14 protein-coding genes are annotated in these 12965 nt (G+C 70.1%); 5 read left to right on the forward strand and 9 right to left on the reverse strand.

Annotated elements, in window-relative coordinates; all coding sequences use genetic code 11:
* Positions 1-25: 25 nt before the first annotated feature.
* From ACLFOB_RS10950 to ACLFOB_RS10990, 9 genes are all read right to left on the reverse strand, one after another.
* Positions 26-991 (reverse strand): ABC transporter permease, encoded by a 966-nt coding sequence (locus tag ACLFOB_RS10950; protein ID WP_410915727.1) that lies wholly within the window; start codon positions 989-991, stop codon positions 26-28.
* A gap of 13 nt (positions 992-1004) precedes the next feature.
* The gene (locus ACLFOB_RS10955) at positions 1005-2120 is read right to left on the reverse strand and encodes an ABC transporter permease (RefSeq protein WP_410926091.1); all 1116 of its coding nucleotides are present in this window, start codon (positions 2118-2120) and stop codon (positions 1005-1007) included.
* Positions 2113-3726, reverse strand: coding sequence for an ABC transporter ATP-binding protein (locus ACLFOB_RS10960; RefSeq protein WP_410926092.1), 1614 nt, complete (start codon positions 3724-3726; stop codon positions 2113-2115). Before ACLFOB_RS10960 ends, ACLFOB_RS10955 begins: the two co-directional genes overlap by 8 nt.
* A 70-nt stretch (positions 3727-3796) precedes the next feature.
* Complete coding sequence (locus ACLFOB_RS10965) at positions 3797-4801, reverse strand: BMP family lipoprotein (RefSeq protein WP_410926093.1); 1005 nt, start codon at positions 4799-4801, stop codon at positions 3797-3799.
* A gap of 166 nt (positions 4802-4967) precedes the next feature.
* Positions 4968-5381 (reverse strand): GNAT family N-acetyltransferase, encoded by a 414-nt coding sequence (locus tag ACLFOB_RS10970; protein ID WP_410915731.1) that lies wholly within the window; start codon positions 5379-5381, stop codon positions 4968-4970.
* The gene (gene tsaB, locus ACLFOB_RS10975; protein ID WP_410915744.1) at positions 5371-5967 is read right to left on the reverse strand and encodes a tRNA (adenosine(37)-N6)-threonylcarbamoyltransferase complex dimerization subunit type 1 TsaB; all 597 of its coding nucleotides are present in this window, start codon (positions 5965-5967) and stop codon (positions 5371-5373) included. Before tsaB ends, ACLFOB_RS10970 begins: the two co-directional genes overlap by 11 nt.
* Positions 5954-6517: a NifU family protein gene (locus ACLFOB_RS10980; RefSeq protein ID WP_410915732.1), complete on the reverse strand. Its 564-nt coding sequence runs from the start codon at positions 6515-6517 to the stop codon at positions 5954-5956. The genes tsaB and ACLFOB_RS10980 overlap by 14 nt, the downstream gene beginning before the upstream one ends.
* A gap of 221 nt (positions 6518-6738) precedes the next feature.
* Positions 6739-7194: a universal stress protein gene (locus ACLFOB_RS10985; RefSeq protein WP_410915733.1), complete on the reverse strand. Its 456-nt coding sequence runs from the start codon at positions 7192-7194 to the stop codon at positions 6739-6741.
* 148 nt (positions 7195-7342) lie between these two features.
* Entirely contained in the window at positions 7343-8110 is a 768-nt protein-coding gene (locus ACLFOB_RS10990) for an SDR family NAD(P)-dependent oxidoreductase (protein WP_410926094.1), read from the reverse strand.
* A gap of 117 nt (positions 8111-8227) precedes the next feature.
* On the opposite strand from ACLFOB_RS10990, the gene ACLFOB_RS10995 reads away from it, so the two are divergent.
* The 5 genes from ACLFOB_RS10995 to ACLFOB_RS11015 all read left to right on the forward strand — a co-directional run bounded on the left by ACLFOB_RS10995 (position 8228) and on the right by ACLFOB_RS11015 (position 12899).
* The gene (locus tag ACLFOB_RS10995; protein WP_410926095.1) at positions 8228-8665 is read left to right on the forward strand and encodes an acyl-CoA thioesterase; all 438 of its coding nucleotides are present in this window, start codon (positions 8228-8230) and stop codon (positions 8663-8665) included.
* A gap of 133 nt (positions 8666-8798) precedes the next feature.
* A complete protein-coding gene (locus ACLFOB_RS11000; RefSeq protein ID WP_410926096.1) occupies positions 8799-10889 on the forward strand; it encodes a 3-hydroxyacyl-CoA dehydrogenase NAD-binding domain-containing protein in 2091 nt (696 codons plus the stop codon).
* Positions 10886-12394, forward strand: a complete 1509-nt coding sequence (locus ACLFOB_RS11005) for a malonate--CoA ligase (RefSeq protein WP_410926097.1) — start codon at positions 10886-10888, stop codon at positions 12392-12394. The genes ACLFOB_RS11000 and ACLFOB_RS11005 overlap by 4 nt, the downstream gene beginning before the upstream one ends.
* A 176-nt stretch (positions 12395-12570) precedes the next feature.
* Positions 12571-12723 carry a hypothetical protein gene (locus ACLFOB_RS11010; protein ID WP_410926098.1) on the forward strand — a complete coding sequence of 51 codons (153 nt, stop codon included), beginning with the start codon at positions 12571-12573 and terminating at the stop codon, positions 12721-12723.
* Positions 12720-12899, forward strand: a complete 180-nt coding sequence (locus tag ACLFOB_RS11015; RefSeq protein ID WP_410915739.1) for a helix-turn-helix transcriptional regulator — start codon at positions 12720-12722, stop codon at positions 12897-12899. The genes ACLFOB_RS11010 and ACLFOB_RS11015 overlap by 4 nt, the downstream gene beginning before the upstream one ends.
* Positions 12900-12965 lie beyond the last annotated feature (66 nt).

Consider the following 12965-nt stretch of genomic DNA (forward strand, 5'->3'; position numbering starts at 1 on the left):
GCGACGGGCGGCCTTTTCCCTCGTTTCACCGCTCCTTGACGTAAGGCTCGCCGCCCGCGCGGGGCGGAATGGCGCGGCCCACGAAGCCCGCGAGGATGACCACCGTCAGGATGTAGGGGGCCGCGTCCATCACCTGCACAGGCAGGGTGAAGACGCCGAGGTCGATGTTCTGATAGCGGAGCGCGATCGCCTGCAGGAAGCCGAAGAGCAGGCAGGCGCCCAGCGCGTGCCACGGCCGCCACTTGGCGAAGATGAGCGCGGCCAGCGCGATGAAGCCGCGGCCTGCCGTCATGTCCTTGACGAAGCCCGCCTGCAGGCCGGTGGCGAGATAGGCGCCGGCGAGGCCGCAGAGCAGGCCCGCGATGGCCACCGCGGCGAAGCGCAGGCCGACGACGGAGATGCCGGCGGTATCCACCGCCTCTGGCGCCTCGCCCACGGCGCGCAGGCGCAGGCCGAAGCGGGTGCGGAAGAGCACCCACCAGGTGAGCGGGACGGCCAGGAGGCCCGCGTAGACGAGGATCGAGTGCCCCGAGATCAGCTCGTGGTAGATGGGGCCGAAGACCGGCACGCCCTGCAGCGTCTCGGCGAAGGGCAGCGTGATGGACTGGAACCGGCCCTCCGGCGGCAGCGAGGGGGTGCGGCCGCCCTGCGCGAACCAGCTTTGTGCGACGACGACCGTGGTGCCGGCGGCGAGGAAGTTGATCGCCACGCCCGAGATCAGCTGGTTGCCGCGGAAGGTGATCGAGGCGAGCCCATGGATCGCCGAGAGCGCGATCGAGGCCAGCGTGCCGGCCAGCAGCCCCAACCAGACCGAGCCGGTGGTGAAGGCCACCGCCGCCGAGAGAAAGGCGGCGGCCAGCATCTTGCCCTCGAGCCCGATGTCGAAGATGCCGGAGCGTTCCGAGAAGAGGCCGGCGAGACAGGCCAGCAGCAGCGGCGTGGCGAGCCGCACGGTCGAGTCGAGCACCTGCAGGACGGTGAGAAAATCCATCTGCGCGCGCCCCCTATTCCGCCGGCGCGGCGCGTCGCGCGCGCCGCCGGCGCGCGGCCATGAAGGCGCGCTCCAGCGGCATCCGCACCATGTTGTCGAGCGCGCCGGTGAAGAGGATCACCAGCGCCTGGATCACCACGATCAGCTCGCGGGGGATGTTCGTCCAGAGCGCGAGTTCCGCGCCGCCCTGGTAGAGGAAGCCGAAGAGGACCGCGGCCAGCAGCACGCCCACCGGGTGGTTGCGCCCCATCAGCGCCACCGCGATTCCGATGAAGCCCGCGCCCTCGGTGGAATTGAGGATCAGCCGCTCGGCCTCTCCCATGGTCGTGTTGATGCCCATGAGGCCCGCAAGCGCGCCGGAAATCAGCATCGCCACCACGACGATGCGCACGGGACGGATGCCGGCGTAGCGCGCGCCGGTTTCGGAAAAGCCCTGCGCGCGGATCTCGTAGCCCAGCCGCGTGCGCCAGATCAGCGCCCAGACGAAGAGGCAGGCGAGCAGCGCCAAGAAGAAGGTGACATTGGCGGGCGAGCCGCGGAAGAGCGGCGCCGCTGCGGTGGAGAACATGTCCTGGAAGCTGGGCAGATGCACCGCCGCCGGAAAGCCGGCGGTCGCGGGTTCCATCTGTCCTGCTGGCTTCATCGCGTTCACCAGCAGGTAGTTCAGCAGCGCCGCGGCGATGAAGTTGAACATGATCGTGGTGATCACGATGTGGCTGCCGCGCTTGGCCTGCAGGTAGGCCGGTATCAAGGCCCAGAGCGCGCCGAAGAGTGCGGCGCTCGCGGAGGCCGCGATCAGCGCCACGGACCAGTGCGGCCAGGGGATGTAGAGACAGACGAGCGCGACGCCGAGGCCCCCCAGCATCGCCTGCCCCTCGCCGCCGATGTTGAAGAGCCGCGCGTGAAAGGCCACGGCGACGGCGAGGCCGGTGAAGATGAAGTTGGTGGCGTAATAGAGCGTGTAGCCCCAGCCCGAGGAGCGCATCAGCGCGCCGTCCACCATCAGCCGGAACGCCTCGACCGGGCTTTCGCCGATGGCAAGGATCACCAGCGCCGACAGGATCGCGGCCAGCAGCAGCGAGATCAGCGGCACGAGGACGGCATCGGCCCAGGCGGGCATCCTATCCATGGCGCGCGGCCTCCTCCTCTGCCTCGACCTTTTTCATCTGCTCCTCGACGGCCTTCCAGTCGGGCTTGTCGGGCTCGCCCTCGATCCCGGCCATCAGCAGGCCAAGCTCGCGCTCGTCCGTCCGCGCCGGATCGCGCTCGCCCATCACGCGCCCGTCGAACATCACCACGATCCGGTCGGCCAGCGCGAAGATCTCGTCAAGCTCGACCGAGACCAGCAGGATCGCCTTGCCCGCGTCGCGCAGGCGCACGATTTCCTGATGGATGAACTCGATGGCGCCGATGTCCACGCCGCGGGTGGGCTGGCCCACCAGAAGCAGGTCGGGGTCGCGGTCGATCTCGCGCGCCAGCACGATCTTCTGCTGGTTGCCGCCCGAAAAGCTGCGCGCCTCCAGCCGGCAGTCGGGCGGGCGGATGTCGAAGCGTTCGATCTTGCTGTCGGCGTCGCGGCGGATCGCCTCGTTGTCCATGAAAGGGCCGCGGGTCCAGGCGGGATCGCCGTGATAGCCGAAGACCGCGTTTTCCCAGGCGGCGAAGCGCATGATGAGGCCCGCGCGCTGCCGGTCCTCGGGGACATGGGCGATGCCCTGGGCGCGGCGCGCCTGCCCGTCGGCGTGACGGCCGGTCAGCGCCATCTCCTGCCCGTTGATGCGGATGCGGCCCTCTGCGGGCATCGTGCCGCCCAGCACCTCCAGCAGTTCGGACTGACCGTTGCCGGCGACGCCCGCGATGCCCAGGATCTCGCCCGCGCGCACGCTCAGGTCGATGCCCTTCAGCCGGTCGACGCCATGCGCGTCGGTGACGCGCAGCTTTTCCACCTCCAGCACGGTCTGGCCCGGCTGCGCCGGCTTCTTGTCCACCCGCAGCAGCACCTTGCGGCCCACCATCAGCTCGGCCAGCCGTTCGGGGCTGGTTTCGGCAGTGCGGACCGTCGCCGTCATCTCGCCGCGGCGCATGACGCTGACCGTATCGGTGATCTCCATGATCTCCCGCAGCTTGTGGGTGATGAGCACGATGGTCTTTCCCTCGCGCCTGAGCCCGGCGAGGATGCGGAAGAGGTGATCCGCCTCTGCCGGGGTCAGCACGCCGGTGGGCTCGTCGAGGATCAGGATGTCGGCCTGCCGGTAGAGCGCCTTGAGGATCTCGACCCGCTGCTGGTGGCCCAGGCTGAGCGTTTCTACCACCGCGTCCGGGTCCACGTTGAGCTCGTATTCGCGGGCAAGCCCGGTCAGCGCGCGCCGCGCCTTGGCAAGCGACGGCCGTAGCAGCCCGCCGTCCTCGACGCCCAGGATCACGTTTTCCAGCACGGTGAAGTTGGGAACCAGCTTGAAGTGCTGGAAGACCATGCCGATACCGGCGGCGATGGCGGCCTGGCTGTCGGGGATCTCGGTCCGCTGGCCGCGGACGAAGATCTCGCCCGCATCGGCCTTGTAGAAACCGTAGAGGATCGACATCAGCGTGGATTTGCCGGCCCCGTTCTCGCCGATGATGCCGTGGATCGTGCCGGGCTGCACGGCAAGGCTTATGTCCTTGTTGGCCTGCACCGGGCCGAAGGCCTTGGAGATGCCGCGAAGCTCGATCGCGGGCGTTGCGGCGGTGTCGGTCATGCGGCTCCCCTGAGCGCGAGGGGCCGCGACGCTCGCGCGCGCGGCCCCTGCCTGTGGTGCCTGCCGGGGCTCAGAAGGTCAGCGCCGGGCAGCTGTCGTCGGACGAATAGTCGTGCACCGTGATCTCGCCGTCGATGATGCGCTGCCTGGCCTCTTCCAGCTGTGCCGTCATCTCGTCCGAGATCAGCTCGGCGTTGTGCTCGTCGATGGCGTAGCCCACGCCGTTCTCGGCAAGGCCAAGCACCTGCACCCCGGTTTCCAGGTCCTCGCCCGCCATCATCGCGTCGTAGACGGCCACATCGACGCGCTTGAGCATCGAGGTCAGCACCGAGCCGGGATGCAGGTAGTTCTGGTTGCTGTCCACGCCGATCGAGAAGACGCCCTCGTCCGCGGCCGTCTGCAGCACGCCCAGTCCGGTGCCGCCGGCGGCGGCAAAGATCACGTCGGCGCCCTGGCTGATCTGCGACTGGGCGAGTTCGGAGCCCTTCACCGGATCGTTCCAGGCGGCCGGCGTCGTGCCGGTCATGTTGGCGACGATCTCGGCGTCGGCGTCCACCGCCTTGACCCCCTGCGCGTAGCCGCAGGCGAACTTGCGGATCAGCGGGATGTCCATGCCGCCCACGAAGCCCACGGTGCCCGTCTCGGAGGCCATCGCGGCCAGCATGCCGACCAGAAAGCTGCCCTCGTGTTCGGAGAACAGGATCGACAGGACGTTCGGGTGCTCTTCGGGGTCGACGTAGCCGTCGATGGTGACGAACCTGGTGTCGGGGTAATCGGGCGCGACCTCGGCAATCGGCGTTGCCATCGAGAAGCCTGTGGTGACGACCGGGTTCAGCCCGGCCTCGGCGAAGCGGCGCAGCGCCTGCTCGCGCTGGGCCTCCGACTGCAGCTCGATGTCGCGGAACTCGCCGCCCGTCTCTTCCGACCAGCGCTGCGCACCGTTGAAGGCGGCTTCGTTGAAGCTCTTGTCGAACTTGCCGCCCAGGTCGTAGATCAGCGCCGGCTCCGCCAGCGCGGCACCTGCCGCAAGGGCAAGGGCGGCGGCCGCGCCGGAGAGGGATTTCATCAGCGTCATTTGGCTCTCCCAGTCAGATGGGCCGGATCGCGGCGCGTGTCCCGCGCAGTGCCCGGTCGGTATGCGGATCGGGTCCGATCGCCCCGATTTAGGCCGCAGGCGTCGTGGAGGGTCAACATGTTTTTCCGTCGCGCAGCAAGGGAACGCGGCGTCGGCCCGAGCGGGCTCAGGCCAATGCCCGCGCCATGATCAGCGCGTCCGCCGCCGGACCGCCGTTTCGGGAATAGTAGCAGGACCTGCGGGCATGCTCGGCCCAACCGGCAGCGGTGTAGAGAGCGCGCGCCGCGGTGTTGTCGGCGGCGACCTCGAGAAAGGCCATGGTCGCGCCCCGCGCCCGCGCCTCGGCCTCGAAGGCGGCAAGGCAGGCGCGCGCCAGACCCTTCCGCCGGTGCGCCGGGTCCGTGGCCAGCATCAGCAGTTCCGCCTCGCCCGCCGCGGCGCGGCCCAGCGCGAAGGCCCGCGCATCGCCCAGCGCAAAGACATGCGCGCTGTCCAGCAGATCGGCGAATTCCGCCGCGCTCCAGCCGCGCTCGGGGGCCAAGGCGCAGGCGTGCAGCGCCGCGAGCGCCTCAGGCGTCATCGAGGATGACAGGCGGCGCCTCGCGCGCCGGTGCCGCATCCGGCGGGCGCAGATAGAGCGGCGCCGGCGGATCCGAGGCGCCGCCCCGCGCGGCGGCAAGGCGCGCGATGGCCTCGGCCAGCGCGGCGGGGGCGGGGAGCGCGGCGGGCGGCAGCCCCGTCGCCTCTGCCTTCCCTGCGCTCAGAAGGATGGGCGCTTGCCCCGGCGCCTCGGCATAGACCCGGCCCTGCGGCGCGGGGATAACGGCCAAGTGCGGGCCGTCGGTCGCGGAATGGATCACCTCGAACCCCGAGACGCCCACCGCCGGCACGTCCAGCGCCAGCGCCAGCCCACGCGCCGCCGCCACGGCGATACGCAGCCCGGTGAAGTTGCCGGGTCCCGTGCCCACGCCCAGAACGTCGAGGTCGGACCACCCGACGCCTGCCTCTGCGAGCATCTCCTCCAGCATCGGCATCAGGCGCTCGGCCTGCCCGCGCCCCATCTCTTCGGCGCGCGCCGCGATCAGCCGGTCGCCCGACAGCAAGGCGGCCGCGCAATGCGCGGCCGACGTGTCGAAGCCAAGAACCAGCGGGTCAGACGCCGACAGGGCGCACCTCCGTCACCTCGGGGATATAGTGCCGCAGCAGGTTCTCGATCCCCATCTTGAGGGTGAGGGTCGAGGAGGGGCAGCCGGCGCAGGCCCCCTGCATGTGCAGATAGACGACGCCGCGCTCGAAGCCGTGAAAGGTGATGTCGCCGCCGTCCTGCGCCACCGCGGGGCGCACGCGGCTGTCCAGCAGTTCCTTGATCTGGCCCACCACCTCGGCATCTTCGCCGTCATGCTCGGCATGGCCCGACGGCTGCGCGGCATCGCCCGCCATGACCGGCTGCCCGGACTGGTAGTGGTCCATGATAGCGCCCAGGATCGCGGGCTTGATGTGGTCCCACTCCACGCCCTCGTCCTTCGTGACGGTCACGAAATCGGTGCCGAAAAACACGGCGCGAACCCCCTCGACCGCGAAGATCCGGCTGGCGAGCGGGGAGGTTTCGGCCCCCTCGGGCGTCGGGAAATCGGCCGTTCCGGTTTCAAGCACCGTCTGTCCCGGCAGGAACTTCAGCGTCGCCGGGTTCGGCGTGGGTTCGGTCTGGATGAACATCGCACAGCCCTTTCTGTTGTCTCTCGATATGCGCTTTGCCGGGCACTGCGTCAAGACTTGGAACGGTTCTAAGGTATGGTCCGGCGCGTCGGCATGGCAGCAGGTGCGTGACGAGCACGCAGCCTACGGAGGCGGACGCGACAGGTTGCGGGGGTGCATGCTCCGTCACGGACCTGTGGCAACCTGTTCAAGACTGCACCGGCGCAGCACGCAGGCGAGGCTCAGGTAATCGCCTCCAGTCGCTCCTTCGACAGGTCGCCCGGCACGATGGTGAAGGGCACCGGCAGGCTGCCCGCGTTGCGCGTGAGCTGCGAGACCAGCGGCCCCGGCCCCTTTCCGTCGGAGGCCGCGCCCAGCACGAGGACGCCGATCTCGGTGTCCTCCTTGACCTGGGCAAGGATCTCCGGCACCGGCTCGCCCTCGCGGATCACCAGTTCCGGGTCGATCTTGTGACGGTCGCGCATCCATTTCGCGAAAACTTCGAAATGGGCGTGGATGCGTTCGCGCGCCTCCTCGCGCATCACCTCGCCAACGCCGATCCAGTGCTGGAATTCGTCCGGCGGGATGACGGCCAGGATGCACACGCCGCCGCCCGTGTGCGCTGCGCGCATCGCCGCGAAACGCATGGCGTTGAGACATTCGCGGCTGTCGTCGAGCACGACGAGAAACTTGCGCATGGCACCCCCTCTCCGGGTGACGATCATGGCGCAGCAGGGCGAAGGGCGCAAGCGCGGGGCAGGCGCCCGGCAGGCGCTCGGTCGCGCCCGGCCGGGCGCGCCTCGCGGGGCGGCCACGGCGAGGCCGCCGCGCGCCCCTCGGGAGCGCTCAGCGCGGCGCCATGCGGATCGCGCCGTCGAGGCGGATGACCTCGCCGTTCAGCATCGTGTTCTCGACGATGTGGCGCGCGAGCGCCGCGAACTCCGACGGGTCGCCAAGACGCGAGGGGAAGGGCACCTGTGCACCCAGACTGTCCTGCACCTCCTGCGGCAGGCCCTTGAGCAGGGGCGTCAGGAAAAGCCCCGGTGCGATGGTGCAGACGCGGATGCCGAGGCTCGCCAGATCGCGCGCCATCGGCAGCGTCATGCCGACCACGCCGCCCTTCGAGGCGGCATAGGCCACCTGCCCGATCTGCCCCTCGTAGGCCGCGACCGACGCGGTGTTGACGATCACGCCGCGCTCGCCGTCCGTGCCCAGCGGCTCGAGCGCGGCCATGCGCGCCGCCGTCTGGCTTGCCATGTAGAAGGTGCCCAACTGGTTCACCGCGATCACCTTCGCGAAGACGGCCGGGTCGTGCGGCGCGCCCTTCGAGACGGTCTTGGCCGCCGGGCCGATGCCTGCGCAACTCACGCAGATGCGCGGTGTGCCCAGGCGCGCTTCCACGGCGTCCAGCGCCGCCGTCACGCTCTCGGGGTCGCTCACGTCGGTCTTCTGGAAAAATCCGCCAGTCTCTTCGGCCATCGCCGCGCCGGTCGCTTCGTTCATGTCGAGGATCGCGACGCGCGCGCCCTGCCCCGCCAGCATCCGCACCACCGCGCCGCCAAGGCCCGAGGCCCCGCCGGTGACCGCCGCGACCGTCCCTGCCGTGATCTGCATGTCTTTCCTCCCTCGGCCTGTCGCGGCGTGTTGTCCGCCGTCCGCGCAGCGGCGTCAACCGGCGCTTGCCAAGCGACCCCGCCCCCGCCACTCTCGCCCCCCGGAAAGGAGAGCCCGATGCCCGACCGCGCCCCGCCCGGCACCCGCGCCGATTATGCCGCCTTCCACACCCTGCCCACGCGCTGGGCGGACAACGACGCCTACGGGCACCTGAACAACGTCGTGCACTATGCGCTCTTCGATACCGCCGTCACGCTGTGGCAGATGGAACAGGGCTGTTTCGACTTGACCGGCGCGACAGTGCGCCTGCTGGTGGTCGAGAGCGGCTGTCGCTACCACGCCGAGGCGGCCTTCCCCGACCAGATCCGTGCCGGCCTGCGTCTGGGCCGGCTGGGGCGCAGTTCCTGGACGACCGAGGTGGGGCTTTTCGCCAACGACGACGGCACCGCCTTTGCCGAGGGATTCTTCGCGCAGGTGCAGGTGGGGTCGCGGAGCGGCCGGCCCGAGCCGCTGGGCGAGGCGGTGCGCGCGGCGCTGGAGCGGATCGCGGTCTGAGCGGAAACCATCCGCCGCCCGCGCAGCCTCCGATCTGTTGCCCCATCCGCGCACCCCGCGCCCGCGTTGACCATGGCCCGGCGCTTGGCTACCACCCACGCCACGCGAGGCAGGAGCGAGGGGGAGCCGGGCCATGGCCGCCACGGAGACGATCAACGAGGTCATCGAGGTCGAGCGCGCGGGCGACATCGCCCTGATCCGCATCGACAACCCGCCGGTGAATGCCGCGGGCCTCAAGGTGCGCGAGGGGCTGGTCGCGGCGATCGACGCGCTGGAAGCGGACATGGAGGTCAAGGCCATCGGCCTCTACGCGGCCGGGCGCACCTTTGTCGCCGGCGCCGATATCCGCGAATTCGGCAAGCCGCCGGTCGAGCCCTGGCTGCCCGACGTGGTGAACCGGATCGAGGGCTGCGCCAAGCCCGTGGTCGTGGCGCTGCACGGCACTGCCCTGGGCGGCGGCTTCGAGGTGGCGCTGGCCGCGCACTATCGCGTCGGCGCACCCGGGCTGCGCGTCGGCCTGCCGGAGGTCAACCTCGGCATCATTCCCGGCGCGGGCGGCACCCAGCGCGCGCCGCGCCTTGCCGGCATGCGGATGGCGCTCGACATGATCACCTCCGGCCGCCACGTTCCGGCACAGGAGGCGCTGGAGGCGGGGCTCATCGACGAGATCCGCGAGGGCGAGCCGCGCGAGATCGCGCTCGCCGCCGCGCGCGATGCGCTGGCGGGCCGGATCGAGACGCGCCGGACGGGCCAGATCGCGGCCGAGCGGGACGAGGCGGCGCTCGACGAGTATCGCGAGAGGATGGCGAAACAGGCCCCCCTGCTCTTCTCGCCGCACAAATGCGTCGACGCGGTCGAAGGCGCGACCATGCCCATCGCCGAGGGCATGGCGCACGAGCGCGCGCTTTTCCGCGAATGTCAGGACAGCCCGCAGCGCGCAGGCCTGGTGCACGCCTTCTTCGCCGAGCGGGCGGTCGCGAAATTCCCCGAGAAGGACGCGGAGCCACGCGACTTGCAGAAGATCGGCGTGATCGGCGGCGGCACGATGGGGTCGGGCATCGCCACCGCCTGCCTGCTCGCCGGCTACGCCGTCACGCTGGTCGAGGTCTCGCCGGACGCGCTGGAACGCGGTCTTGCCACCGTGACGAAGAATCTCGACGGCGCGGTCAAGCGCGGCAAACTCGACGCGGCGGGGCGCGAAGCCACCCTCGCCCGGCTCGACAGCGCCACGCAGATCGAGGCGCTGGGCGAAGCCGACCTGGTGATCGAGGCGGTCTTCGAGGACATGGGCGTGAAGAAGGAGATCTTCGCCAAGCTCGACGCCACCCTCGCGCCGGGCGCGATCATGGCGACCAACACCTCCTATCTGGACGTGAACGAGATCGCCGCGGCCACCTCGCGCCCCGAGGCGGTGCTGGGGCTGCACTTCTTTTCGCCCGCCCACGTCATGAAGCTGGTGGAGATCGTGGTCGCCGACCGCACGGCGCCAGAGGCGGTCGCCACCGGCTTCGCGCTGGCGAAGAAGTTGAAGAAGATCGGCGTGCGCAGCGGCGTCTGCGACGGCTTCATCGGCAACCGCATCATGCAGCATTACCGCAAGGCGGCGGACTACATGCTGCTCGACGGCGCGCATTTCGAACAGGTCGACCGCGCGCTGGAGGATTTCGGCTTTGCCATGGGTCCCTTCCGCGTCTCCGACCTTGCCGGGCTCGACATCGGCTGGACCTACCGCAAGCGCCACGCCGACACGCGGCCCGAGGAGGAGCGCTATGTCCGCATCGCCGACCGCATCTGCGAAGAGGGGATGTTCGGCCGCAAGACGGGGCGCGGCTTCTACCTCTACGGCGAGGGCGAGAGCGGGCCGAACCCCGCCGCCGAGGCCATCGTGGAAAGCGAGCGCGCGGCCGCCGGCGTCACCCCGCGCAGCTTCTCCGACGAAGAGGTCGTGGCGCGCTACATGACCGCGATGATCACCGAGGCCGCGCGCGTGGTCGAGGAAGGCATCGCCCAGCGCCCGATCGACGTGGATGCCGTGCTGCTCTTCGGCTACGGCTTCCCGCGCTTCCGGGGCGGGCCGCTGCATTACGCCGACCAGCTCGGCCTTGCTGAAGTGATCCGGCGGATCGAGACCTACGCGCAGGAGGACGCGCACTACTGGCAGGTGCCGGGGCTCCTGCGGCGACTCGCGGCGGAGGGCAAATCCTTCGCGGAGCTGAATCCATGACCAACCCGCTCTGGGACCGGCTCTTCGGCGTGCACCTGGGACGCGAGACGCCCTTCCTGCACCTGCCGGACGGCAGGACGCTCACCCACGACGCCTTTTTGCGGCTGTCGGCGCGCTTCGCCCACACGCTTGGCGATTGCGGCCTCGCCCCCGGCGACCGGCTGGCGCTTCAGGTCGAGAAATCGCCCGAGGGGCTCGCCGTCTATGCCGCCTGCGCGGCCGCTGGCGTGATCTTCCTTCCGCTGAACACGGCCTATACGCCCGCGGAACTCGACCATTTCATCGGCAATTCGGGCGCGAAACTGTTCCTCTGCGACCCCGCGAAGGCAGAGGCGCTGCGCCCCGTGGCCGAGGCGCATGGCACGCGGCTGGAAACGCTCGCCGCCGACGGCACCGGCAGCTTCGCCGCGCTGGCCGGGGACAGGCCCGAGCACTTCGCCCCCGTCCCCCGCGCCGAGGACGACCTCGCGGCCTTCCTCTACACCTCGGGCACCACGGGGCGGTCGAAGGGCGCGATGCTGACCGCGCGCAACCTGCTGTCGAACGCCGAGGTGCTGACCAGGGCCTGGCGCTTCACCGCCGATGACGTGCTGCTGCACGCGCTGCCCATCTTCCACACGCACGGGCTTTTCGTAGCGACCAACGTCATGCTGCTGGCGGGCGGCGCGATGATCTTCCACCCGAGGTTCGACGCCGCCGCCGCGATCCGCGACCTGCCGCGCGCCACCGCGATGATGGGCGTGCCCACCTTCTACACCCGGCTGCTCGACAGCCCGGATTTCACGCGCGAGACCTGCGCCAACATGCGCCTCTTCGTCTCCGGCTCCGCGCCGCTTCCGGCGGAGACGCACCGCCGCTTCGAGGAGCGCACCGGGCACCGCATCCTCGAACGCTACGGCATGACAGAGACGAACATGATCACCTCCAACCCCTGTGACGGCGAGCGCCGCGCAGGCACCGTGGGACTACCGCTGCCGGGGGTCGCGGTGCGCATCTGCGACGCCAAAGGCCGGGAGGTGCCGCAGGGCGAGACCGGCGTGATCGAGGTGCGCGGCCCCAACGTCTTCCACGGCTACTGGCAGATGCCCGAAAAGACCGCGGAGGAATTCCGCGACGACGGCTTCTTCATCACCGGCGACCTCGCGCGGCAGGACGCCGATGGCTACATCACCATCGTCGGCCGGGCCAGGGACCTGATCATCTCCGGCGGATTCAACATCTACCCCAAGGAGCTCGAGGAGGCGATCGACGCGCAGCCAGGCGTGCTGGAAAGCGCGGTGATCGGCGTGCCCCACCCGGATTTCGGCGAAACGCCCGTGGCGCTGATCGTGCCCCAGGGCGCCGGCCCCGACCTTTCGCAGGTCGAGCGCGCGCTGCGCGACACGCTTGCAGGCTTCAAGCAGCCCCGCAGGCTGATCCTCGTGGACGGCTTGCCGCGCAACACCATGGGCAAGGTGCAGAAAGCCGAACTTCGCAGGAGCCACGCGAGCCTCTTCGCCTCCTGATCCGGCGCCCGGGTCCAGCGCCGGCACGCCGGGCGCTCGCGGCGAGGGCGCGCCCCGGGCCCCGGGCAAGGACAGGGAAGAAGGCGTCGTGCAGCCCTGCAAGCCCACAGGATTCGACGAGGTCCCCGAGGGCCTGAAGGGCCCGGAACCGAAAGAAAGCGCGACAGATCGAGGAGATGCCTTACGGCGAGGTGCCGGCGTTCCACTCCTCGCTCGCGGACGACGATCCAACCCAGCTCGCGCTGCGGATGCTGATCCTGATCGGCCTGCGCTCGGCGGCGCGGCGTGATTCAAACAATTCGTCATTCAACCCGGAGATTCTCAGATGACGAACAGGGTTTTGCGCCGCCGCGACGTGGAGGCGCTCACCGGGCTCGGCCGGGCGACGATCTACCGACACCTGCGCGCGGGCAATGCTCCAAGGCCGATCCGGCTGGCGGAACGCCTCGTCGGCTGGCTCGAGCGCGACATCGAGGCCTGGCTCGCGAGCCGCGCCCGCGGCTGAGCGCGCCCCATCGTCAGAACCGCTCGGCCCGGAGCACCTCGCAATCGGTGACCGTGACGATGCCGA

Source organism: Rhodosalinus sp., assembly GCF_046542825.1.
In the GTDB taxonomy this organism is placed as follows: domain Bacteria; phylum Pseudomonadota; class Alphaproteobacteria; order Rhodobacterales; family Rhodobacteraceae; genus Rhodosalinus.